General features: G+C 70.1%; 23 protein-coding genes. 5 read left to right on the forward strand and 18 right to left on the reverse strand.

Annotated features, from left to right (window positions below; all coding sequences use genetic code 11):
• A complete protein-coding gene (locus ABFX50_RS21235) occupies positions 1 to 903 on the forward strand; it encodes a cyclase family protein (RefSeq protein ID WP_346148849.1) in 903 nt (300 codons plus the stop codon).
• Here the strand turns inward: ABFX50_RS21235 and ABFX50_RS21240 are convergent.
• The 5 genes from ABFX50_RS21240 to ABFX50_RS21260 all read right to left on the reverse strand — a co-directional run bounded on the left by ABFX50_RS21240 (position 881) and on the right by ABFX50_RS21260 (position 6,328).
• Positions 881 to 1,480: a TetR/AcrR family transcriptional regulator gene (locus ABFX50_RS21240; protein WP_346148851.1), complete on the reverse strand. Its 600-nt coding sequence runs from the start codon at positions 1,478 to 1,480 to the stop codon at positions 881 to 883. The genes ABFX50_RS21235 and ABFX50_RS21240 overlap by 23 nt on opposite strands.
• A 39-nt stretch (positions 1,481 to 1,519) precedes the next feature.
• Positions 1,520 to 2,932, reverse strand: coding sequence for a glycosyltransferase family 39 protein (locus ABFX50_RS21245; protein ID WP_346148853.1), 1,413 nt, complete (start codon positions 2,930 to 2,932; stop codon positions 1,520 to 1,522).
• Positions 2,933 to 2,938: 6 nt separating this feature from the next.
• Positions 2,939 to 3,394: a MarR family transcriptional regulator gene (locus ABFX50_RS21250; RefSeq protein ID WP_312895852.1), complete on the reverse strand. Its 456-nt coding sequence runs from the start codon at positions 3,392 to 3,394 to the stop codon at positions 2,939 to 2,941.
• A 418-nt stretch (positions 3,395 to 3,812) separates the two neighbouring features.
• Complete coding sequence (locus ABFX50_RS21255) at positions 3,813 to 5,282, reverse strand: AMP-binding protein (protein WP_346148856.1); 1,470 nt, start codon at positions 5,280 to 5,282, stop codon at positions 3,813 to 3,815.
• Positions 5,282 to 6,328 (reverse strand): LLM class flavin-dependent oxidoreductase, encoded by a 1,047-nt coding sequence (locus ABFX50_RS21260; protein ID WP_183657076.1) that lies wholly within the window; start codon positions 6,326 to 6,328, stop codon positions 5,282 to 5,284. The genes ABFX50_RS21255 and ABFX50_RS21260 overlap by 1 nt, the downstream gene beginning before the upstream one ends.
• Before the next feature lie 149 nt (positions 6,329 to 6,477).
• Between ABFX50_RS21260 and ABFX50_RS21265 the strand changes: the two genes are divergently transcribed.
• Positions 6,478 to 6,921, forward strand: coding sequence for a nuclear transport factor 2 family protein (locus tag ABFX50_RS21265; protein ID WP_346148858.1), 444 nt, complete (start codon positions 6,478 to 6,480; stop codon positions 6,919 to 6,921).
• Positions 6,922 to 6,937: 16 nt separating this feature from the next.
• Here the strand turns inward: ABFX50_RS21265 and ABFX50_RS21270 are convergent, their stop codons facing one another.
• The 5 genes from ABFX50_RS21270 to ABFX50_RS21290 form a co-directional block, all read right to left on the reverse strand.
• The gene (locus ABFX50_RS21270; RefSeq protein WP_346148860.1) at positions 6,938 to 7,801 is read right to left on the reverse strand and encodes a haloalkane dehalogenase; all 864 of its coding nucleotides are present in this window, start codon (positions 7,799 to 7,801) and stop codon (positions 6,938 to 6,940) included.
• A gap of 12 nt (positions 7,802 to 7,813) precedes the next feature.
• Positions 7,814 to 8,203: a pyridoxamine 5'-phosphate oxidase family protein gene (locus ABFX50_RS21275; protein ID WP_346148861.1), complete on the reverse strand. Its 390-nt coding sequence runs from the start codon at positions 8,201 to 8,203 to the stop codon at positions 7,814 to 7,816.
• A complete protein-coding gene (locus tag ABFX50_RS21280; RefSeq protein WP_346148863.1) occupies positions 8,200 to 9,015 on the reverse strand; it encodes an SDR family oxidoreductase in 816 nt (271 codons plus the stop codon). The genes ABFX50_RS21275 and ABFX50_RS21280 overlap by 4 nt, the downstream gene beginning before the upstream one ends.
• A gap of 103 nt (positions 9,016 to 9,118) precedes the next feature.
• Positions 9,119 to 9,904, reverse strand: coding sequence for an SAM-dependent methyltransferase (locus ABFX50_RS21285; protein ID WP_346148865.1), 786 nt, complete (start codon positions 9,902 to 9,904; stop codon positions 9,119 to 9,121).
• Positions 9,905 to 10,035: 131 nt separating this feature from the next.
• Positions 10,036 to 10,662: an NAD(P)-dependent oxidoreductase gene (locus tag ABFX50_RS21290; RefSeq protein WP_346148867.1), complete on the reverse strand. Its 627-nt coding sequence runs from the start codon at positions 10,660 to 10,662 to the stop codon at positions 10,036 to 10,038.
• Between the two features lie 241 nt (positions 10,663 to 10,903).
• On the opposite strand from ABFX50_RS21290, the gene ABFX50_RS21295 reads away from it, so the two are divergent.
• Both ABFX50_RS21295 and ABFX50_RS21300 read left to right on the forward strand, forming a co-directional pair.
• Positions 10,904 to 11,485 (forward strand): TetR/AcrR family transcriptional regulator, encoded by a 582-nt coding sequence (locus ABFX50_RS21295; protein ID WP_346148869.1) that lies wholly within the window; start codon positions 10,904 to 10,906, stop codon positions 11,483 to 11,485.
• A 165-nt stretch (positions 11,486 to 11,650) separates the two neighbouring features.
• Positions 11,651 to 12,097: a GNAT family N-acetyltransferase gene (locus ABFX50_RS21300; protein WP_346148871.1), complete on the forward strand. Its 447-nt coding sequence runs from the start codon at positions 11,651 to 11,653 to the stop codon at positions 12,095 to 12,097.
• Between the two features lie 134 nt (positions 12,098 to 12,231).
• On the opposite strand, the gene ABFX50_RS21305 is transcribed toward ABFX50_RS21300, so the two are convergent.
• The 7 genes from ABFX50_RS21305 to ABFX50_RS21335 form a co-directional block, all read right to left on the reverse strand.
• Positions 12,232 to 13,650: an ATP-binding protein gene (locus ABFX50_RS21305; protein WP_183657098.1), complete on the reverse strand. Its 1,419-nt coding sequence runs from the start codon at positions 13,648 to 13,650 to the stop codon at positions 12,232 to 12,234.
• Positions 13,647 to 15,296, reverse strand: a complete 1,650-nt coding sequence (locus ABFX50_RS21310) for an NAD(P)/FAD-dependent oxidoreductase (RefSeq protein ID WP_346148873.1) — start codon at positions 15,294 to 15,296, stop codon at positions 13,647 to 13,649. The genes ABFX50_RS21305 and ABFX50_RS21310 overlap by 4 nt, the downstream gene beginning before the upstream one ends.
• Before the next feature lie 73 nt (positions 15,297 to 15,369).
• A complete protein-coding gene (locus ABFX50_RS21315; protein WP_346148875.1) occupies positions 15,370 to 16,107 on the reverse strand; it encodes an SDR family oxidoreductase in 738 nt (245 codons plus the stop codon).
• A gap of 10 nt (positions 16,108 to 16,117) precedes the next feature.
• Positions 16,118 to 17,164: a serine hydrolase domain-containing protein gene (locus ABFX50_RS21320; protein WP_183657107.1), complete on the reverse strand. Its 1,047-nt coding sequence runs from the start codon at positions 17,162 to 17,164 to the stop codon at positions 16,118 to 16,120.
• Positions 17,165 to 17,214: 50 nt separating this feature from the next.
• Positions 17,215 to 18,087 (reverse strand): RNA polymerase sigma-70 factor, encoded by an 873-nt coding sequence (locus ABFX50_RS21325; RefSeq protein ID WP_346148877.1) that lies wholly within the window; start codon positions 18,085 to 18,087, stop codon positions 17,215 to 17,217.
• Positions 18,074 to 18,940 carry an NAD-dependent epimerase/dehydratase family protein gene (locus ABFX50_RS21330; protein WP_346148879.1) on the reverse strand — a complete coding sequence of 289 codons (867 nt, stop codon included), beginning with the start codon at positions 18,938 to 18,940 and terminating at the stop codon, positions 18,074 to 18,076. Before ABFX50_RS21330 ends, ABFX50_RS21325 begins: the two co-directional genes overlap by 14 nt.
• A gap of 45 nt (positions 18,941 to 18,985) precedes the next feature.
• Entirely contained in the window at positions 18,986 to 19,357 is a 372-nt protein-coding gene (locus ABFX50_RS21335; protein WP_346148881.1) for an SSI family serine proteinase inhibitor, read from the reverse strand.
• A gap of 75 nt (positions 19,358 to 19,432) precedes the next feature.
• Between ABFX50_RS21335 and ABFX50_RS21340 the strand changes: the two genes are divergently transcribed.
• Complete coding sequence (locus ABFX50_RS21340; RefSeq protein ID WP_346148883.1) at positions 19,433 to 20,074, forward strand: ThuA domain-containing protein; 642 nt, start codon at positions 19,433 to 19,435, stop codon at positions 20,072 to 20,074.
• Here ABFX50_RS21340 and ABFX50_RS21345 read toward each other — a convergent pair.
• Positions 20,046 to 20,690: a MerR family transcriptional regulator gene (locus tag ABFX50_RS21345; protein WP_346148885.1), complete on the reverse strand. Its 645-nt coding sequence runs from the start codon at positions 20,688 to 20,690 to the stop codon at positions 20,046 to 20,048. The two genes, ABFX50_RS21340 and ABFX50_RS21345, sit on opposite strands and share 29 nt — an antisense overlap.
• Positions 20,691 to 20,715: the final 25 nt, after the last annotated feature.

Raw genomic sequence — 20,715 nt, forward strand, 5'->3', positions numbered from 1 at the left:
TTGGTAACCGAGCCTAACAACTGGGGCCGCTTCGGCACAGACGACCAGCGCGGCACCCTGAACCTGCTCACCCCGGCCACGGTGCTCGACGCCCTCGCCGGCGCGAGGACCGGCCAGGTGCTCAATCTGGCGATGCCGATCAGGGGCGCCACCTCCTCGGCCGCCCCCACGACCGTCCCGCACCTGCGCGGCCGTCCGCTGCCGCAGCACTTCATGTCCGTGGACGGCGGCGACTACGCGGCAGGGGCCAGGGCGATCGGGGCGGGCCTGCGGATGGCCGACGACGCGTTGATCGTCACCCACCACGGCACCACGACCCACATGGACGCGCTGTGCCACATGTGGGAGGGCGACCAGCTCTACAACGGCCACCCCGCCTCCAGGGTCCGCTCGTACGGCGCCGCCCGCTGCGGCATCGAGCAGGTCGGCGGGATCGTGGCGCGAGGGGTGTTCTTCGACGTGCCGCGCCATCTGGGCATGGCGCACCTGCCGGTGGACTTCAGGATCGGGGCGGCGCTGCTGGAGGAGATCGGTCCTGGGCTGCGGCAGGGCGACGTGGCGGTGATCCGCACCGGCTGGCCGCTGACCTGGCCCGACACCTACCGGAGCGGCCAGCCGGGCCTCGCGCCCGACGCGGGCCGCTGGCTGGCGGGGCGCGACGTGGCCGCGGTGGCCTGCGACAACGCCGCCATCGGCGGGCTGAACGCCGACCAGCTCGCCGACGAGAGCCTGGAGGACGACCTGCACCTCATCCTGCTCCACCGCCACGGCGTGCACCTGATCGAGATGCTGTGGCTGGAGGAGCTGGCTCAGGCGGGCCCCGCCGACTTCGTGCTGGTCGTGGCGCCGCTGAAGATCGAGGGAGGCACCGGCAGCCCGGTCAGCCCGCTGGCGATCCTGTGAGGTCGAGCACGCGAAGGGCCTGCGTGGCGGTGTCGCGCAGCCTGGCGGCGTCGTTCGACCCCTTGCCTATCAGGCGCAGCCCTTGCAGCACCGTGAGCAGGAACCTGGCCAGGGAGCGGGGGTCCTGGGCGCCGTCCAGCTCGCCCTGTTCCCGCGCCCTGGTCAGCGCCGCCGCGAGCGTGTTCTCGATGAAGTCCCAGTTGGACTCCACCCGCCTGGCCAGCTCCTCGTCGTGAGGGGCCAGCTCGACCGCGGTGTTGACCACCAGGCAGCCGCGGTGGGCGCTGTCGTGCGCGGCCTCGTCGGCGAACCTCCTCACCAGCTCCCGTACGGCGGGCAGCACCGGCCCCTGGCCGGACAGCAGGCTCTCGAAGTCGATGCCCTGCTCCAGGTAGCGCTCGTAGGCCTTCAGGTAGAGCTCGCGCTTGCCGCCGAAGGTGGCGTAGATGCTCGCCCTGCCGATGCCGAGGTGCTGGACGAGGTCGGACATGGAGGTGGCCTCGTAGCCCCGCTGCCAGAACAGCTCCATGGCGGCCTGCAGCGCCTGGTCGGGATCGAACTCCTTGGTCCTGGCCATGGCCAGAACCTAGGCTTTATTGGAACGCTCTGTCAAATATCAGCTGTACTCCTGGAAGCGGGGCCAGGCCGTGCGCCATGGCGTCCTGAGGCCCTTGCACACCAGCACGGGCAGGCCGAGGAACTCGTTGTCCACGCCCGCCTCGTTGCTCACCCTGCCGTGCTCCACGCAGCTCTGGAAGAGCCTCTCCATGCGCATGCGTGGATACTTCACCACCACGGCCACGTCGGCGCTCTCGGGCGGCGGGCCGTACAGGTGGAGCTGGTTGTGTCCGCTGTAGACCGGCGGCAGGTCGCCTGCCAGGTGGAGGGCGCCCGCCTCGCCGTAGCTGCCTGCCAGCAGCATCGCGCGGGCGCGCTCCTCGGGGGTCAGCGTGCCCACGGCGGCGCGGACCGCTCCGGTGAACTCCGGCCAGCCGACCGACTCTCTGACGACCTCGTTGACCAGCGGAATCGGGGTCATGCTCACCACCGACACCGGGATCAGCGGCAGTGCGAAGATCGCGCAGAACGTGCCGTTGACCGCCAGCGAGGAGCCGAGCCCGGGCGTCACGCCCGCGCAGAACAGCAGGATGATCAGCCCGGCGGTGTAGTCGAACCGGCCGCCGCTGATCAGCGTCAGCGCCGCGGCGACCGGGTAAGCGAACGCGAGGCAGCGCAGCCGCTCGTCACGCCACAGCCGCAGCCAGCCGCGCGCGGCGACGAAGGCCACCACGGGACCGAACAGCACGATCTGCATCGGGACGAACAGGACGCGCATCTCCGCGCCCTTGTCCTCGCTCAGCGCGGCCGCCATCTCCAGCTGCGGCCAGCCGTTGACCGCCTGGAAGATCAGGTTGGGAGAGGCGATCAGCACCGCCAGCCCCGCGCCCGCCCACAGCCACGGATCGCGCAGGATCCTGCGCGGGCCCACCGCGAGCACACCCGCGGCCAGTCCGATGACCAGCAGCGCGATCAGGTGCTTGTTGTAGGTGGCCGCGCCGATGACCGCGCCCGCTGCCAGCCACCAGCGTCCCTCACCTCTGAGCAGGACTCGCAGGACGAAAAGGATCGCCGCCGACCAGAGCGGCAGGTCGGCGCTGAGCGTCAGCAGCGAGTGACCCGCGATCAAAGTGAACGCGCCGGTGCCGATGCCCGCCGCGGCCAGGATCTGCGCCCTGCGGTCGCCGCCCAGCTCGCGGCTGATCAGGCCGACCAGGAAGACCAGGATCGCCGTGCACACCAGTGCGGGGATCCTCAGCCCGGTCAGCGTGTCGCCGAACAGCGAGATCGACAGCCTGGCCAGCATCGGGGTGAGCGGGGGCTGGTCGACGTAGCCCCATGCGGGGTGCTCGGACAGCAACCGGAAGTACAGCTCGTCGCGGTGGTAGCCGTACAGCGGGGTGAGCGCGAGGAGCAGCGCCGACAGCAGGGCCGCGATGAGGGCGAGGGGACGCCAGGCTACGGGGGGCACATCGGATCAACGTAGCCGCCCACGCTGCCCTTCGGCCACCTGCTTGAAAACCTGCCGGAAAGCGGCATAGGCCTGCTCGCCCACGGCCTCGGCGTGCCGCCGCTCGATGGCCGCGATGATCGCGTCGGACTTCACCATCTGGTCGAGCCCCAGCTCGGTGGGCATGACCAGCTTGGCCCTGCGGTCGCGGGGGTCGGGCTCCCTGCGCACGTAGCCGAGCTCGACCAGCTCGTCGACCAGCGTGCCGATGACCTGTTTGTGCTGCCCGGACTGCTGGGCCAGGTCCGTGGCCCTGCTGCCCTCCTCGTCCAGGTAGGCCAGGACGGCGCCATGGCGCGGGCGCAGTCGTGGGTGGCCCTGCTCGGCGAGCGCGGAGAACAGCTCCTTCTGCAGCGAGAACAGCACCTGGCCCGCCATGACGCCGAGGTCGGGGTCGGCCTTCTTGCGTTCGGCCCGGTTCACGAGCCCCTCCTCTTCGGTCACCAATATTGACTATCAGTGATAATGATTGTAGCGTCTCCGTAAGGATGATCCACATCACCGGTGCGACGGGTACCGTTTCCAGCGCTCTGCTGAGGTCCCTGCCTGCCATGGACCGCGTGCGGGTCCTGGTACGCGCCCCTTCGAGGGCGCCATCGGAGGGGAGGCGGCGGTGGGCGACCTCCACAGGCCCGCGAGCCTGCCAGGCGCGTTCGCCGGCGACCTTCCGGCAGCCCGGACTGTGCGGTCAGCATGAAGTGCGGGAGGGCCTGCGCGGAAGGGTGGGGCGACTACACCACGGGTGACGTCGCCGAGGTAGTCGGACGGCCCGCACGCTCCTTCGCCGCGTTCGCCAGGGAGCGCGCGAGCCGCCTTCGTGCGGCGTCGGCGATTCCCCTGCTCAGGCGCCCGGGTAGTTGCCGCCGCCGTGCGCCAGGTCCAGGGCGTCGTAGTCGGGGGCGAAGCCCTTCTTCGGGATCGACTCGACGAAGTCCACGTGCCTGGGCCTCTTGTAGGCCGCCAGCTGACCTCTGACGTGCTCGACGAGCTCCTCCGCCGAGGCCTCTCCCTTGAGCGCCACCACGGCCTTGACCGCCTGGTGCCACCGCTCGTCGGGCACGCCGATCACGGCGGCGTCCGCCACGGCGGGGTGTGACCTGAGCGCGCGCTCCACCTCGGCGGGGTAGACGTTCTCGTTGCCCGACTTGATCATGCGCAGCTTCGGGCCGATGAAGGTGATGGTGCCGTCCTGCTCGCGCCTGCCGAGGTCGCCGGTGTGGTGCCAGCCGTACCGGGACTTCAGCGCGTTCAGCTCGGGTCTGGCGAAGTAGCCGGAGAAGAGCGTCTTGCCCCTGGCGCAGATCTCGCCGACCTCTCCCTGGGCGACCTCCGAGCCGTCGGGCGCCAGGATGCGCACCTGGACCAGCGGCGAGGGGCGTCCGGCGAACCCTGCGGCGCCCGGCGCGAGGCCGAGGAAGGTGAGCATGCCGCCCACCTCGGTCTGGCCGTATCCGCCCATCTTCGACCTGCACCATGGCGAGTCGTCGGGCGTGGTCATCTCGTCCCACTCCGCCGAGTGCGAGACGAACCGCAGCGACGACAGGTCGTACTTGCGCTCCGCGTTCGCCGCCGCGACCGCGTCGATCATCTGCCCGAACAGGAACGCCTGCGTCACCTTCTCGGCGTCGACGAGCCGGCAGACCTCCTCGGCGTCGAAGGAGGGCGTGAAGACGTTCGTGCCGCCGATCTGCAGCGTGGCCAGGCAGAACATCATCGTGCCCACGTGGAAGAGCGGCCCGTTGTTGAGGAAGGTGAAATCTGGCTCCATCTGCCTGACCACCAGCAGCGACATGCTGTGCGCCAGCAGCGCCGCGCTGCTGAGCATGGCGGCGTTCGGCCGTCCCTCGAAGGCGGCGGTGTAGAGGGCGAGCACGGGCGCGCCGTCGTCGACGGGCGGCAGGTCGGAGGGGTGGCCCTCCTCGACGAGCGCCGCGTGGTCGTCCACCCAGGCGTCGGTGGCCAGGGGAGCCGCAGCCTCGAACCGCTCCCACACCACCACCCTCGGCGACAGGTCCTCGACCACGAAGCGCAGCTCGTCGGTGGACTGCCGCCAGTTGGCGGGGCAGAAGAGCGCGCCGAGGCGCGAGCAGGCCAGCAGCAGCTCCAGGACGGCATGCGAGTTCTGGCCCAGCCACAGGACCCGTTCGCCCTCGCCCACGCCGCGCGCCGCCAGCGCGCCTGCCAGCCGTGAGACCCTGGCGTCGAGCTCGGAGTAGGTGAGCCGCAAGGAGCCGTCGACCACCGCCGTCACCTTCGGGCGGCTGCGCGCGTGCTCGGACAGGACGTCGGAGAGTGTCAGCGAGTGGATCATCACGCCTCCTGGAACGCGGGTATCACCTCGGTCGCGAAGAACCGCATGACCTTCTTCATCTCCTCCAGCGGCATCGGCCTGGTGCTGCCGAAGTCGCACAGCAGCGTGGAGAAGCCCGCCTCCTTCAGCACGCCGATCTGCTCGATCACACGGGCGGGGTCGCCGATGACCTCGAGCTGCTCCCAGCGGAAGTCGTTGGAGACCGTCCCGCCCTTGAGATAGCGGTCCTGGTAGTACTCGAAGCCCTGCGCGGCCTTGCCCGTCCTGTGGTCGATGGGCGCGCTGCGCTCGTTGAAGATGCGGGATCTGTCGAAGGAGGCCTCGAACCTCGCCTGGTCCTCGCGTGCCCGCTCGACGGTGGGCGCGACGTAGACGCTTCGCGCGACCACGAGATCGGCCTGCGCCAGGCCGGAGACCGAGCGCCAGGTCTCCGCGGCCTTCACGACCTTGCGGAACGGGGCGGCGGGGTCGGCGAGGATGGGCAGGCCGCGCTCGCCGTACATGGTGACGGTTTCGGGGGAGACGGCGGCCACGTGGATGGGCGGGTGCGGCGCCTGCAGCGGCCTGGGCGTCAGCGACACCTCGCCCGTCCGGTAGAACTTGCCCTCGTGCTGGAAGGAGTCCTGGGTCCAGAGCCCGAGGATCACCTCGAGCGCCTCGTTGAAGCGGTCGCGCGCCTCGGCCAGGTCGATCCCGAAGCCCTCGAACTCGAAGCTCTGGTAGCCGCGCCCGATGCCCAGGTCGAGCCGTCCGCCCGAGAGCACGTCGACCAGCGCCGCCTCCTCGGCCACGTGCACGGGGTTGTGCAGGGGGAGCACCACGATGCCGGTGCCCAGGCGGATCCGCTCGGTGCGGGCGGCGGCGTGGGCGAGCAGGGTGAACAGGTTGGGGACCACGCCGTAGTCGCGGAAGTGGTGCTCGGCCAGCCGTACCCCGTCGAACCCCAGCTCCTCGGCCAGCTCGATGAGCTCAAGGTGGTAGTCGTAGACGTCCTTGAAGCTCTGCCCTTCGAACCGGTGGAAGAGGTGGAACGTGGAGAACCTCATGCGTCAGCCCTTCGACTCTGAACCAAGCGCTCGCTTGGGAGCGTATCAGCCGGGGGCGCGGCAGGCTACCTGGGAGGTAGTCGCGCAGGGTCGCGGCGCGCTGCCAGGATGGGGTTGTTTCCGCACGATCCACGCCGGAGGGCCACACCATGTCGACGTCCACGACCACGACCACGCGCGCTGTCGTCGAGGAACTGCTGCGCCGGATCGGCGAGGGCGACCCCGAGCGGATCGCCGAGCTGTACGCCGAGGGCGCGGACTGGAAGCTCGACTGGCCCGAGGCTGAGCACGGCCGCGCCGCCACCCCGTGGATCCGTCACCGCTCCACCCGCGCCGACGCCGCCGCCCACTATCGCCAGATCGGCGAGCACCACGTGCCCGGCAGCGCGGACACCCGGATCGAGCGCATCCTCGTGGACGGCGCCGACGCGGTGGTGCTCGGCGAGATCCGCCAGACCGCCCGCTCCACCGGACGCGCCTATCGCGCGAGGTTCGCCCTGCACCTCACGATCGAGGACGGCCTGGTCACCCGCCACCACGTCTACGAGGACAGCCTGGCCGTCGCCCAGGCCTTTGCGCCTGCGGAGAGGTGACGCGGCGGTCTCGGATTCAACGGAGGCGATGGTCGCCGGCCCACTGCGCGATGGCAGCCGCGATCGCCAGAGGATGATCCTCCGGGGTGTGGTGCCCGGCGACCGCGTCGTGGTGCCTGATCTCCAGAGCGGCCATGTTCGCCGCGCACCAGTCGACGAGCTCCTCGCCCATCATGCTCCCCGGCCCCGGCTCGAACGTCAGCAGGAGTTTGGGCACCTCCCCGCTGCTCGCCAGCCAGGCGCCGTACGCCTCGACCCTGGCCACCACCTCGGCGGGCTCCCCTCCCAGCGGCATCGACCGCGGCCATTGCAGCAGCGGCAGGCGACTCTCCCTGGTGGGGTACGGCCGGCGGTAGACGTCGAGGTCGTCCTTGCTGAGAGGGGTGGCGACGGTGGCGGGCAGACCCTGTTCGAGGAAGGCGTTGTCGTCGAGGATCATGGTCTCGCCGACGCCCTTCGTCCTGATCGCCTGGAACAGCGGACGGCCCCCCTCGGGGAACTCCTCCCATGACATCGCCTTGACGATGGTCTCGGTGAACGCGACGCCGCGCACCCTTCCTGGGTGGCGGGCGGCCCAGTCGAAGGCCAGGGCGCCGCCCCAGTCGTGCCCGACCAGCACCACCTGGTCGAGTTCGAGCGCGTCGAACCAGGCGTCCAGGTAGCGCGCGTGGTCGGCGAAGGTGTAGTCGATCGGAGGCTTGCCCGACTCGCCCATGCCGATCAGGTCGGGGGCCAGACGGCGCCAGGGCTCACCGACGGCGGGCAGGACGTGCCGCCACAGGTGGGAGGAGGTCGGATTGCCGTGCAGGAAGACCACCGGCGCTCCCGCGCCGAGCTCCCTGTAGGAGATCGTGGAGTCGAGTACGGGCTGAACGGGCATGGCAGGTCCTTGTCAGAGGTTGAGGTTCATCACACGGTCGACCGCGATCTCGATCACGACCCGGTCGAGCGGGTCCGGCGGCGGGGAGCCGTAGCGTTCGGTGTAGCGTCGCGCCGCCTCGGCCACCCGTTCAGGGTCGGCGCTGACAGTGGCGACGCCTTCGAGGGTGACCCAGCGGAACCCCTCCGCCTGGCAGAGCGCGGCGCGGCCGCCCTGGCGGAAGGTCAGGTTCCTGGCCTTGCGCGAGGGTGCCCTGGTCAGGACGCGCGCCAGGCCGGCGATGGCGTCCCAGGTGAAGCGCACGGGCACCACGTGCGGCGAGCCGTCGGGTCTGAGGGTGGTCAGGGTGGCCGGTTGCGGCCCGGACAGAAAGGCCTCGACCCGGCTCGGCGGCGCGCTCACCTGAAGGCCGCGACGTTGCGCGCGGCCCAGTCGGCGAAGGCGCGGGGCGCGCGGCCGAGAAGCAGCTCCACATCGGGGCTCACCTTCTGCTCCTCGGGGGTCGGCTCGCCCAGGATGGCCAGCGTGCCGTCCACGACCGGTTCGGGCATGAACGCCAGCATCTGCGCCCGCGCCTCCTCGTGGGTCTGCTCGTCGAACCGCACCGGCGCGCCCAGCGCGGCCCCGATCGCCTCGGCCCGCTCACGCGGGGTGATCGGTGCGGGTCCGGTCAGTTCGTAGGTACGGCCCGCGTGGCCCGCCTGGCGCAGGACCACCGCCGCGACCTCGGCGATGTCGGCAGGGTCGATGGTCGGCAGCCCGACCTCGGCGAACGGCGCGGCAGCCGTGCGGTGCGCCCTGATGCTCTCGGCCCAGGCGTAGGCGTTGGAGTCGAAGCCGCAGGGCCGCAGGATCGTCCATTCCAGACCCGACTCGCGCACCGCCTCCTCGAAGGCGGCGGGGTGGCGGTAGATGTGCGGCCTGGTGCCCGCGCCCTGGGAGGACAGCAGGACGACGCGCCGCACACCGGCGCTCTTGGCCTGCTCGAGGATGGCCTGCGGGTCCTCACCCGCGACCAGCAGGAACAGGGCGTCGGCGCCTTCCAGTGCGGTCCGCAGGCCGGCGGGGTCGGCCAGGTCGGCCTGGCTGTGCCGTACGCCGGGCGGGACCGGGGCGGGCTGCCTGGAGACGGCGGTCACGCGCTCACCGGCGTCGGCGAGCACCTGCACCAGCTGGCGTCCGACATTCCCCGTGGCCCCTGTCACTACGAACATCTCATGCTCCTCTAACTGAGTTAGTTGGATGACTAAGTAGGGACCTTAGTGGGCCTGGAGTCTTCGTGTCCATAGTGAGTCAGATGACTGACAAATCAGCGCCTCAGGGCTTCTTGGCCACGCCACCCAGGAGGTAGTCGCCGACGCCCTGCAGCGGGGCCAGCTCGGCCACCTCAGGCCGCCACTCGGCCACGTTCACCAGCCCGGGCTCCACGAGCTCCAGCCCGTCGAACAGCGGCAGGATCTCCTGCCTGGTGCGCAGCCTGATGTGCGCCGTGGCCAGGTCGTAGACCGAGGCGATGTCCTCCGACTCGGTGGGCCGGTTCGGGCAGGCGTGCGACAGCACGAGATGACTTCCCGGCGCCATGCGCTCCTTCAGTCTGCCCAGGATGCGGGCAGGGCCGTCGCCGTCCTGGACGAAGTGCAGCACCGCCACCACCAGGATCGCGATCGGCTGGTCGAAGTCGAGCAGCCTGCGCGCCTCGTCGCAGTCGAGGATCGCCTCGGGCAACCTCAGATCGCCCTGCGCCACGTCGACACCCTCGGACCCCGACAGGATCGCCCTGCCATGTGCCAGCACGATCGGATCGTTGTCGACGTAGAGCACGTGAGCGTCGGGACCCGCCACCTCGTGGACGTTGCCCTGGGTCGGCAGTCCGGTTCCGATGTCGAGGAACTGCCTGATGCCCTGGTCGGCCAGGTACCGTACGGCCCGCTGCATGAACGCCCGGTTCTCCCGCGCCGCCTGCCGCGTCTCGGGGACGACGGCCAGCACCTTCTCGGCGGCCTCCCGGTCTGAGGGGAAGTTGTCTTTTCCGCCCAAGTAGTAGTCGTACATCCGGGCCACGCTGGGGATGTGCGGGTTGATGCCGGGGAGAGCGTCATCCATAGACCATGATCATAGACGGTCTTCGTCCAGATTTGAGGCTTTTGCACCCCTGGGGCGACGATGCCGTCAACGTGCACGGCGGCGCCCGCGCTGACGGGTGACGACGTCGTGGAGGGCGGCTCTGGCGTTGGTCAGTAGGCGATGTCGACGGTGTGGCCGTGGGTGGCGGGGTCGGCGGCCATGGAGAGCAGCGCCGTGGCCAGATCCGATTTGGAGAGCGTCAGCCCACCTCTGACCCCCGTGTCGAACGCCATGCGGTACGCCCCCTTGCCCGTCCCCTCCACCAGGCGAGGCGGACGGACGATCGTCCAGTCCAGCCCCGACTCCCTGAGCTCCCGCTCGAACACGAGCCGGTCGGCCTGGGCCTCGCGGAAGACGCGGCGCACGATGCGACGGGTGGCCCGCTGGATCAGCGTGTCGTTCGGCTGGTCGACGAGGGCCGCTGTGACGGCGAGGATGCGGCGGGCGCCGGTGGCCCGCATGGCCTCGATGACATTGTGGCCGCCGGAGGAGTAGACCGTGCAGGGGCCCGTGGAGTGCGGCCCGACCAGGAAGACGACGGCGTCGGTGCCGTTGATCGGCTCCTTGAGGGTGTCGGCGCGCATGACGTCGCCCTGGTAGACGACCAGCCCGGGATGACGATCGGCTACCGCCTCGGGTCTTCTGACGACGGCGTCCACGTCATGGTCGGCATCCAGTGCCTGCCGGACGAAGTGCACACCGGTTCCACCGGTGGCACCGAGGACGGTGAAGCGCATGAGGGCTCCTTTCGCTGGTGCAGCTTGAAGGGATGGGGCTCGGGTTAGGCCCGATGCTCAGCTTGAAGGGATGGGGCTCGGGTTGGGCCCGATGCTCAAGGCATCGACGCGTCCGGATCGCCGTTTCGACCGAGCGGGGTTGATCGAGGGGGTTTGGGCCTGGGGGTCAGACGGGGGTGGGTGAGTGCTTACTCACCCTATGATGGGTAAGCACTCACTCACCCGTCAAGGGGGCCCTCTCATGGACACGCGGGAACGGATTCTCGACGCGGCCACCCGTGCGATGCGCGACCTGGGGGTGGCCAGGGCGACGACCAAGGAGATCGCGAAGGCCGCCGACTGCTCCGAGGCGCTGCTCTACAAGCACTTCTCCAGCAAGGAGATGCTGTACAACGCCGTGTTCAGGGAGCGGATCCCGGTGTTGAAGGAGGCGTCGGCGCGCCTGCACGCCAACGTGGGCAAGGGCTCGCTCGAGGAGAACCTGACCGAGTACGCGCTCGCGGCCGTCCGGCTGTACAAGGACGTGCTGCCGCTGGCCGGGGGGATGTTCGCGGATCCGATGCTGCTCGACGTGATGCGGGCATCGTTCGCGAGCACCGGGTCCGGGCCGCACCAGGCGGTGCTGGCGCTGGCCAGGTTCCTGCGGGCCGAGCAGCGGCGCGGGCGGGTCCTGGCGCAGGCCGATACTGACGCGGCGGCGGCGCTGCTGCTGGGGGCGTGCTTCCAGCGGGCGTTCTTCGAGCATCTGGTGGAGTTGCCCGACGACGCCGACCGGTTCGCCGCTGACCTCGTGAGCATGTTGGCGCCTGCACTCATCGCCTGATCGGGGCTTCGGGCAGGTGGGTGTGCTCATCGCCTGAGTGGGGGCTTCGGGCAGGCGGTGGTTTCGGTGCCCGGTGTGCACACGACCCGGTTCGGTGACGGGATCAGCGACGTCGTGCCGCAGGGTTCGGGGATTTTGTCGGTCGGCCGTGATCTAGTCGGTCCCGTGCCCAGACTTGAAGAGATCACCCCCGACAACGTCTCCGCTGCGGTCGACATCAAGGTGGCTCCTGAGCAGGAGGCCTTCGTCGCCCCCGTGGTGACCTCTCTCGCCGAGGCCTACGCCTCCCGCCGTACTGCCTGGCCACGCCTGGTCTACGACGACGACCGCGCCGTCGCCTTCATCATGGGGAACTTCGACCCTGACAACGAGACGGAGGCCTTCCGCTGCGGCATCTGGCGACTCAACGTCGACGGCGCCGAGCAGGGCAAGGGCTATGGCCGCTTCGCCGTCCTCGCCTTCTGCGAGGAGGCAAGGAGACGCGGAAACCGGCGCGTGACGGTCCTGTGGGAACAGGGCGAAGGTGGACCCGAGGCGTTCTATCTGCGGCTCGGCTTCAGGCCCACCGGCGAGGTGCTCTTCGGGGAGACCGTGGGGGAACTGCTGCTCTGAACGCGGTAGCGAGTCAGGCCACCGCTCGCCTTCAGGTCATGGTCAAGTGGTAGAGAGTGGCGTGGGTTTGGGCGGGGAGCCCGATGAGCCTCCCCGCTCTCCACGGCCATTCCGCCGGAAGAGCGCGCAGGTCCTCAGGTGGGGCCGGGGGTCTCGCGGAGGGGGAGGCGGACCTCGAACCACGTGTCACCGGGCACGGAGCGCACCTTCAGCTCACCGCTGTGCCGTCCCGCCACGATCCGGTAGGAGATGTCCAGCCCCAGCCCGGTGCCCTTCCCCACGGTCTTCGTCGTGAAGAACGGCTCGAAGATGCGCTCCTTGATCTCGTCGGCGACCCCTGGCCCCGTGTCGCCGATCTCGATGATCGCCTCGTCCTCGTCATGGGCCGTCCTGACGGTGAGCGTCCCCTCCTCGCCCATCGCGTCGAGCGCGTTGTGGATCAGGTTCGTCCACACCTGGTTGAGCTCGCCGCCGTACGCCGGGATCGGGGGCAGCGACCTGTCGTAGTCGGTCACCACCGAGATCCCCGGAGGGATCTTGCCCCTGAAGATGGCCAGCGTGCTGTCCAGCAGTTCGTGCACGTCGACGACGCTGAAGGGCGCCCGGTCCATCTGGGAGTACTGCTTGGCCGAGGCGAGCAGCGAGGTGATCCGCTCAGTGGCTTCGGTGACCTCGCCGAGCATCTGCGAGATCTCGGTGGCCTCCGACAGCCAGCGCAGCGCGGCCCCTGCGTGCTCGTCGCCCACCTTGGTGCGGATCTTGGCGAGCGTCTCGAGGGTGAATCCCGCGTTCACCAGCGACGGCGCCAGCTCCCACGCGTCCTCGACGCCGAGCTCCTCCAGCGCGTCGCCGATGGTGTCCTCGGCGTCGGAGATCTCCATCGGGCTGCGAGGGGGCAGCGTGCCGACGGCCTGGGCGCAGGAGTCGGCCATCTCGACGAGGTGCAGCAGCTTCTGCGGCGCTATGCCGTCCTCGGCCAGCCCGGCCAGCTGGATGCGCGAGGCCCTGATGAGGGTGCGCAGCTCGCTCACCGCCCGTACGGCCGCCGCCGCGGGGTTGTTCAGCTCGTGCGTGAGCCCCGCGGTGATCGTGCCGAGCGCCGTCAGCCGCTGTCGCCTGTCGATGATCTCGCGCGCCGCGCGCCCGCCGTACGTCATGCCCTCCAGCAGGTGGAAGGCCATCGGGAACCACTCGGTGACGATGTAGCCGAACTTCTTGGCGGGAAGCACGAACATCCTGCTGGGCGCGGTGGCGCGCAGCGAGTGCTGGTAGACGTCGGGCGCGCGGTTGCCCAGGTAGGCCTGGACGGCGCCAGCGTAGACGCCCGGCTGCGAGGTGCGCGGCTGGGAGACGGGCCCCGCGCTGGTGTCGGTCAGCATCTGGACCTCGCCCTCGATGAGGACGAAGAAGTGCTCGGACGGCTCGCCCTGGCGCAGGACGTACTCGTCGCGCTCGTAGCCGCGGACCTCGCCCTTGGTGGCCAGCAGCGTCAGCTGCTCGTCGGTCAGCCGCTCGAAGAGGAAGAGCTTGCGCAGTTCGTCTATGTCGATCATTGTTTCTCCATGTAGCGGTGCACCAGAGCCACGGCCATGGCGCCCTCGCCGACGGCGGAGGCGACCCTCTTGATCGAGTCGGCGCGCACGTCGCCGGCGGCGAACACGCCGGGGATGTTCGTCTCCAGGAAGTACGGCTGCCGCCGCAGCGGCCAGTTGCGCGGCCGCTCGCCGTACGCCACCAGGTCGGGCCCCGTGAGGACGAAGCCCTTGGCGTCGCGCTCCAGGTCGTCGCCCAGCCAGGAGGTGTAGGGCTCGGCGCCGATGAAGACGAACAGCCACGACGCGTCGGCCGTCCAGGAGGCGCCCCTGGTGTTCAGGGTCAGCTGCTCGAGGTGGCCGTCTCCCGTGCCGCCCGTCACCTCGGTCTCGTAGTGGACCTCGATGGTGGGGATCGCCGCGATCTGCTCGATGAGGTAGTGGGACATGGACTTCTCCAGACCTTCACCCCTCACCAACAAGTGGACCTTGCTGGCGAATCCCGCCAGGTAGACGGCCGCCTGGCCGGCCGAGTTGGCCGCGCCGACGATGAAGACCTCGCGGTCCTGGCAGGAGGAGGCCTCGGTCAGCGCGGCGCCGTAGTAGACGCCCCTGCCGACGAAGTCGTCGAGCCCCGGCGCCTCGAGCCTGCGGTAGGTGACGCCGGTGGCGAGGATGACCGCGTGCGCGGCGATCTCCCCTCCGTCCCTGAAGCCGACGACCCTGGCCTGGCCCTTGGCCTCCAGGCTCATCACCTTGCGGGCGCTGAGCAGCTCGGCGCCGAACTTCAGCGCCTGCCTGCGCGCCCTGTCGGCCAGTTGCGCGCCGGAGACGCCGTCGGGGAAGCCGAGGTAGTTCTCGATGCGGGAGCTCTGCCCTGCCTGGCCGCCCGAGGCGTGCGCCTCGACCAGGACGGTGCGCAGCCCCTCGGAGGCGCCGTAGACCGCCGCGCCGAGCCCCGCGGGTCCGCCGCCGACCACGATGAGGTCGTAGAAGTCGGTCGAGGGCGTGGTGGACAGGCCCACGGCCGAGGCGAGCGTGGACTGGTCGGGCGCCTGGAGCTGCTCGCCCTCCGAGGTGATCACGAGAGGGAGGTGGCACTCCGAGCCCACGGCCGCGACGAGCTGCTTGCCCTCGGGGTCCTCGGACAGCATCCACTGGTAGGGGACGTGGTTGCGGGCCAGGAAGTCGCGAATCTCGTACGACTGCGCCGACCAGCGGTCGCCCACCACCTGCAGCTCGGGCCTGATCTGCCTGTCGGAGCGCTGCCACGCGTCGAGCTGGCCGTCGATCACCGGATAGAACTTCTCCTCCGGCGGGTCCCACGGCTTGAGCAGGTAGTGGTCGAGATCGACGACGTTGATCGCCTGGATGGCGGCGTCGGTGTCGGCGTACGCGGTGAGCAGCACCCTGCGGGCGAACGGGTACATGTCCATCGCCGCTTCGAGGAACTGCACGCCGTTCATCTGCGGCATCCGGTAGTCGGCCAGGATCGCCGCCACCTCGTCGCCGCGCAGGCGCATCTCGCGGACTGCCTCGATCCCCTGCTCGGCGGTCTCGGCGCGGACGATGCGGTACTGCTGGCCGTACTTCTTCCGAAGGTCGCGAGCGACCGCCCTCGACACGCCCGGGTCGTCGTCAACCGTCACGATGACCGGCTTGTCCATGCCCCCGTCCTTCCCTTTTGGCTTCTACAGGAAGGATGTCATGGCTTGCGGCCTCAGCGGAAAGCGCGGACGCTCAGGCCACGATCCTGCTCTCGCCGCCGTCGACCAACAGCGAGACCCCGTTGACGAACGAGGCGCGCTCGCTGGCCAGGAACGCCACCACGTCGCCGACCTCCTCGGGACGTCCGATTCGCCCGATCGGCGTCGTGCCCGTGTGGCCGAGCGACCGAAGCCGCTCGGTGTCGATCGGTCCCGGCAGCACGTTGTTCACCAGGATGCCGTCGCCGCCCACCTCCCTGGCCAGGGTGCGGACGACGCCGGCGACGGCCGTACGGGTGGCGTTGGACAGCGCGAGCCCGTCGAGCACCTCCCGCACCGACCTGCTGGTCACGGTGACGATGCGGCCCCAGCCCCGCGAGCGCATGTCGGGCAGCACGGCCCGCATCAGCCGCACCATGCCGAGCAGGTTGCGCTGGACGGCCACCTCCCAGTCGGCCAGGCTCACCTCGACGAACGTGCCCGCGGGCGGGCCGCCCGCGTTGGCGACCAGGATGTCGATCGGTCCGAGCACCTCGCGCGTCTCCGCGACCACCCGCTCGGCGGCCGCGGGGTCCTCCACGTCGGCGAGTACGGCGTGCACGACGCCGCCGTACTCCTGCAGCTGCACCACGGCGTCCGCCAGACGTTCGGGGCTGCGCGCGCTGACGCACACGTCGCACCCCTCCTGTGCCAGAGCCTTCGCGGCGGCCAGGCCGATGCCGGCGCTGCCCCCTGTGACGAGTGCGACCTTGCCCGAGATGCCGAGATCCATAGGAGCGAGACTACCGATCGCAGAACTGCGCCGCCGCGATGCCCATGACCTGTTCGGTGGACGGGTTGGTGGCCGCGGGGTTGATCGACAGGGTGAGCGAGCGGCCGTCGTCGGAGCGGAAGGCGAAGGTGAGATAGCCGATCAGCTCACCGCTGTGCCCCCAGACCTTCGTCCCGCACGGCGTGGGGTAGGCCTGCAGGCCCAGGCCGTACTCGAAGCCCGCGCCGGTCTTGACGGTGGTCCGCATCGCCTTGAGCGAGGCGGCGCTGGTCAGCTTGCCGGTGAGGAGGGAGTCGAAGAAGACGTCCAGGTCGCGCGCGGTGGAGATCATCTCGCCCGCCGCCCAGTCGAGCGAGGGGTTCATCAGCGTGGCGTCGACCAGCTCGCCGCCGGGCACGGGCTCGTAGCCGCGGGCGTGCGGCGCGGGCAGGCCAGGCCTGTCGCCCGGCACGCTGGTGTGCCGCATGCCGAGGGGCCGCAGGATCCTGCGCGCGACCTCCTGGCCGTACGGCCTGCCCGTCACCTTCTCCACCAGCATCCCCGCCACCACGTAGTTGGTGTTGGAGTAGTGCCAGCGGCCGTCGGCGGGCAGCTTCTTGGCGAAGGCCACCTTCAGCAGCGCCGCGGGGGAGTAGTGGCGGAAGCGGTCCTTGCCCCTCCACCGGTTGGTGGAGTAGCCGGGCTCGCTCATGTAGTCGTAGAGGTGGCTGGTGTGGTCGAGGATCTGCCGCACGGTGATCTTCTCGCCGTCGGGGACGACGCCGGGCAGGTAGCTGTCGACGGGCTCGTCCAGCTTCACCTTTCCCTCGTCGACCAGCTGCAGCACGACCGTCGCCACGAAGGTCTTGGTGACACTGCCGATCCGGAAGTGCCCCTCCGGTACGGCGGGCCGTCCCGACTTGAGGTCGCGCACGCCTGCCGCCCCCTGCCAGGAGGAGTCGGCGTCGCTCAGCCTGGCGATCGCGGCGGTCTTGGGCAGCGCCTCCAGCTGCTCCTGCACCTGCGCTCCCGGGAGCGTCACAGCGGCGGCCACCAGCACGTTCAGAAAAGAGATCATGCCGAAGACGCTACGGAGCGGAGGGGTGGCGAGGTAATGAGGTGCGCCTCCTATCCCACCTGTGGAAAACCACGCCCCAGCTTGTCGGGATTGCGCATGGCGTAGACGCCCCGGATCAGACCGTTCCTGATGGCGACCGTGGCGACCTGGGGCTGGCCGCCTGCCATGATCCACAGCCCTGGCGCGCCGTTGACATCGACGATCCTCGTCTCCTCGACGCCGTAACGCCTGATGAGCCCGGCGATGAAGGCGGCCACCTTCTCGCGGCCCTCGATCGGATGGAGCGCCGCCCTGACCTTGCCGCCGCCGTCGGTCCACGCCGCCACGTCGTCGCTGAGCATCGAGGTGAGCGCGGCCAGGTCGCCGCCCTGTGCGGCATCGAGGAAGCGCAGCAGCAGCCTGGCGTGGTCCTCGGGGCTCGGCTGGAAGCGGTCCCTGCCCTGGGCCAGCCGTACCGACGCCCTGTGGTGCATCTGCCGGCAGTTGGCGACGCTCGCGTCCACGATCGAGGCGATCTCGTCGTACGGCAGGTCGAACGCCTCGCGCAGCACGAACACCGCCCGCTCGGGCGGCGAGAGCCGTTCCATCAGATGGAGGGTGGCGTAGGAGAGGGTGTCGCGCAGTTCGGCCGTGTCGAGCGGTCCGACCTCGGAGGCGGAGACCGGTTCCGGCAGCCACGGCCCCGTGTACGCCTCACGCTTGACCCGCGCGGACCTGAGCTGGTCGAGCGCCAGTCGCGACACGATGGTGACCAGGAAGGCCCTGGGCTCCTTCACCGCCGCCTGGTCGGTGTCGCTCCAGCGCAGCCAGGCCTCCTGCACCACGTCCTCGGCGTCCCACATGCTGCCGAGCAGCCGGTAGGCCAGGCCGAGCAGCATGGGGCGATAGGTCTCGAAGTCCACGGTGGCATCATTCCTGGTCATCGAGGAAGGAGGCGTGCCGGGGGCGCCAGTTCAGCACGAGCCTCGCCCTGCTGTTGTCGGCCCCCCGCAGCCTGGTCATGAACGCCACGCCGAACCCGCCGACCGCGAGCTTCGCCACGAAGGCGGGCACACGTCTGGGAGCGGGCGCGCCCAGCTTCCTGGCGAAGGCGGGCAGCCAGTCCCTGACCGCCATCGGCGTGTCGTCGACCACGTTGAGCGCGCCGGAGACGTTCCTGTCGAGTGCGGCGACCACGGCGGTGGCCGCGTCGTGAGCGTGGGTGAAGGAGAACACCGAGCCGCCGTCGCCGACGATCGGCATCCTTCCGGCCAGCACCGCGGCCGTGGTCGAGCCGTCCTTGTCGTAGATCGAGCCAGGCCCCGTCAGGTGGCCGTAGCGCAGCACCAGGCCCCCCGCCCCCACGGTCAGCCGCTCCAGCTCCACCATCGCCCGCACGTTCGGCGCGAACTGCGCGGGCGCGTCGGTCCAGAGCGGCGCGTCCTCGCCGGCCAGCCCTTCGGCGGGACGGTAGGCGAAGGCCAGTCCCTGCGCGATGTGCCTGGCGTCAGGGGCGCCCTCGAGGAGGTGGCGCGTCCCCTCGGTGCGCAGCCTGTTCGTCAGCTCGAAATCCCTGGCCAGGGTGCGCGGGTTGAGGGCCGCCGGAATGGCGGTCAGCATGTTGACGACCACGTCGGGCGCGATCCGCCTGACGGTGTTGACCGCGGCGTCGCGGTCGAGCATGTCGGGGCCGCCCGTCGACCTCGACAGCGCGATCACGTCGTGGCCGACGGCGGTGAGCAGCGGCACCAGCCGGCGCCCGATGACTCCTGAAGCTCCTGCTACCAGCACTCTCATGGTGACTGGACGAGACAGCTCCTACGCGCGTGACAGTGATCCGGCTCACAGATCGAAGACGGCGCCCGTGGCGAGGAGCATCACGCAGCGGTTGCCGAAGGTCCGCAGGTAGGAGACGTTCCTGCCGTTCCACGTCCCGCTCAGGGAGACGGTGTGCGGGTGGTGCTCCTTGGTGCACGCGCCGCGCTCGCCGGGATGGCGCGCCAGGTCGCCCTCCACGGTGGTCAGCAGCGCGCAGGCGGCCGCCGCCTTCGGATGCGTGCCGCCGTCCCACCCGCAGGTCAGCCGCGCCGTGGCGGGAGCCCCCTCTCCAGCCGTGACCGCGACCCGCAGGTTGGCGGTAGTGGTCGGGCACGAGGCGGCGGACGAGCAGAGAGCGGCGGCGGCCACCAGGCCCACGATCTTGATCGACGTCATGCGCGGAGTGCTTCCCGCGATCACGTCAACGGACGCCCATGGATTTCCCAGGGTCATCCGTGATGAGGTTGTGACGTGGCGAGAAATCTGATCCTCTCAGGCGGCCTGTACCACGACTTCGATGCCACGTCCGCGGCCCTCGCGCAGGTGCTCGCCGACGTCGGGGTGGAGTCCGAGATCACCGAGGACATCGCGGGGGCGCTCAGCGAACCGTCGGAGTACCAGCTCATCACCGTCAACGCGCTGCGCTGGCAGGAGAAGGGCTTCACCCTGCCGGCCCAGGCCCGCACCACCCTGCTCGACCATCTCGAGCGCGGCGGCGGCCTGCTGTGCATGCACGCCGCCTCCATCTGCTTCGACGACTGGCAGGGCTGGCCGCGCGTGCTGGGCGCCTGCTGGCGCTGGGGCAAGTCGCACCACCCTCCGCTGGGCTGGACGAGCGTCCGCGTCCTCGGCGGCCACCCGATCGTCGAGGGGCTGCGTGACTTCGACGTCGTGGACGAGGTCTACAGCGACCTCGAGGTGCTGCCCGATGTCCAGCCGCTGGCCTCGTCGATGGGACAGCCGCTGGTGTGGGCCCGTCCGGTACGGCGAGGCCGCCTCGTCTACGACGCCCTCGGGCACGACGTCCGCTCCTACGACAACGAGGTGCACCGCGCGCTGCTCAAGAGGGCGGCGCTCTGGCTGCTCAAGCGCCCTCTCGTCCTCGGGGACTGACGTTCAGTCTGCGGGCCGACTCCGACTCCTGAGCCAGCCGGCGTAGGGCGTCGAAGGCTCTGCCGTACAGCACGGTGCCGAGGACCAGCGCCTCCACTGCCGTGTCGCGCGGGCCCTCCAGCGGGAACGTGTCCAGCTCGATGTCGGTGACGAGCCGGTAGGCGGCCTCGGCGTAGGCGGTCAGGTCGGTGTTAAGTCCGAGCTGCCGGATCTTGACCAGGGTCTGGGCGAGCTCGTCGCGGGCGGGGGCGGTGCTGTAGACCTGCCAGCCGAGCTCGGTGAGCAGGTGGTCGACCTGCTCGCGGGCGGCCACCCACTCCTCGTCCTCTCCTGTCTCGACGGCGGGGCTGAGCGCGTAGTGCGCGGTGCCGAGCATGTCGTGGACGGACATGCTCTCGTCGTCGACCGCCTCGATCACCTTCTTGATGGAGGTGATCGGCAGGCGGCCCACCTCCAGCAGCGCCCTGATCAGCCGCAGCCTGCGCAGATGAGACTCGTCGTACTCGGCCCTGGTGGCCGCCACCTGCTCACCCTGGTGGAGGAGTCCCTCGCGCAGGTAGTACTTGATGGTGGCGATGGCGACGCCGGACTCGGCGCTCAGCTGGGACATGCGCATAGTTGGATAGTACTACTACCCAACT

Source organism: Nonomuraea recticatena (assembly GCF_039533245.1).
Classification (GTDB): domain Bacteria; phylum Actinomycetota; class Actinomycetes; order Streptosporangiales; family Streptosporangiaceae; genus Nonomuraea; species Nonomuraea roseola.

Excerpts from the sequence above, each read along its gene's own strand:
- ABFX50_RS21240 (WP_346148851.1), bottom strand. The coding sequence starts at position 1,480 with ATGGCCAGGACCAAGGAGTTCGATCCCGACCAGGCGCTGCAGGCCGCC.
- ABFX50_RS21255 (WP_346148856.1), bottom strand. The coding sequence starts at position 5,282 with ATGATCCACTCGCTGACACTCTCCGACGTCCTGTCCGAGCACGCGCGC.
- ABFX50_RS21260 (WP_183657076.1), bottom strand. The coding sequence starts at position 6,328 with ATGAGGTTCTCCACGTTCCACCTCTTCCACCGGTTCGAAGGGCAGAGC.
- ABFX50_RS21265 (WP_346148858.1), top strand. The coding sequence starts at position 6,478 with ATGTCGACGTCCACGACCACGACCACGCGCGCTGTCGTCGAGGAACTG.
- ABFX50_RS21270 (WP_346148860.1), bottom strand. The coding sequence starts at position 7,801 with ATGCCCGTTCAGCCCGTACTCGACTCCACGATCTCCTACAGGGAGCTC.
- ABFX50_RS21280 (WP_346148863.1), bottom strand. The coding sequence starts at position 9,015 with ATGTTCGTAGTGACAGGGGCCACGGGGAATGTCGGACGCCAGCTGGTG.
- ABFX50_RS21285 (WP_346148865.1), bottom strand. The coding sequence starts at position 9,904 with ATGGATGACGCTCTCCCCGGCATCAACCCGCACATCCCCAGCGTGGCC.
- ABFX50_RS21290 (WP_346148867.1), bottom strand. The coding sequence starts at position 10,662 with ATGCGCTTCACCGTCCTCGGTGCCACCGGTGGAACCGGTGTGCACTTC.
- ABFX50_RS21295 (WP_346148869.1), top strand. The coding sequence starts at position 10,904 with ATGGACACGCGGGAACGGATTCTCGACGCGGCCACCCGTGCGATGCGC.
- ABFX50_RS21305 (WP_183657098.1), bottom strand. The coding sequence starts at position 13,650 with ATGATCGACATAGACGAACTGCGCAAGCTCTTCCTCTTCGAGCGGCTG.
- ABFX50_RS21310 (WP_346148873.1), bottom strand. The coding sequence starts at position 15,296 with ATGGACAAGCCGGTCATCGTGACGGTTGACGACGACCCGGGCGTGTCG.
- ABFX50_RS21315 (WP_346148875.1), bottom strand. The coding sequence starts at position 16,107 with ATGGATCTCGGCATCTCGGGCAAGGTCGCACTCGTCACAGGGGGCAGC.
- ABFX50_RS21320 (WP_183657107.1), bottom strand. The coding sequence starts at position 17,164 with ATGATCTCTTTTCTGAACGTGCTGGTGGCCGCCGCTGTGACGCTCCCG.
- ABFX50_RS21325 (WP_346148877.1), bottom strand. The coding sequence starts at position 18,087 with ATGACCAGGAATGATGCCACCGTGGACTTCGAGACCTATCGCCCCATG.
- ABFX50_RS21330 (WP_346148879.1), bottom strand. The coding sequence starts at position 18,940 with ATGAGAGTGCTGGTAGCAGGAGCTTCAGGAGTCATCGGGCGCCGGCTG.
- ABFX50_RS21335 (WP_346148881.1), bottom strand. The coding sequence starts at position 19,357 with ATGACGTCGATCAAGATCGTGGGCCTGGTGGCCGCCGCCGCTCTCTGC.
- ABFX50_RS21345 (WP_346148885.1), bottom strand. The coding sequence starts at position 20,690 with ATGCGCATGTCCCAGCTGAGCGCCGAGTCCGGCGTCGCCATCGCCACC.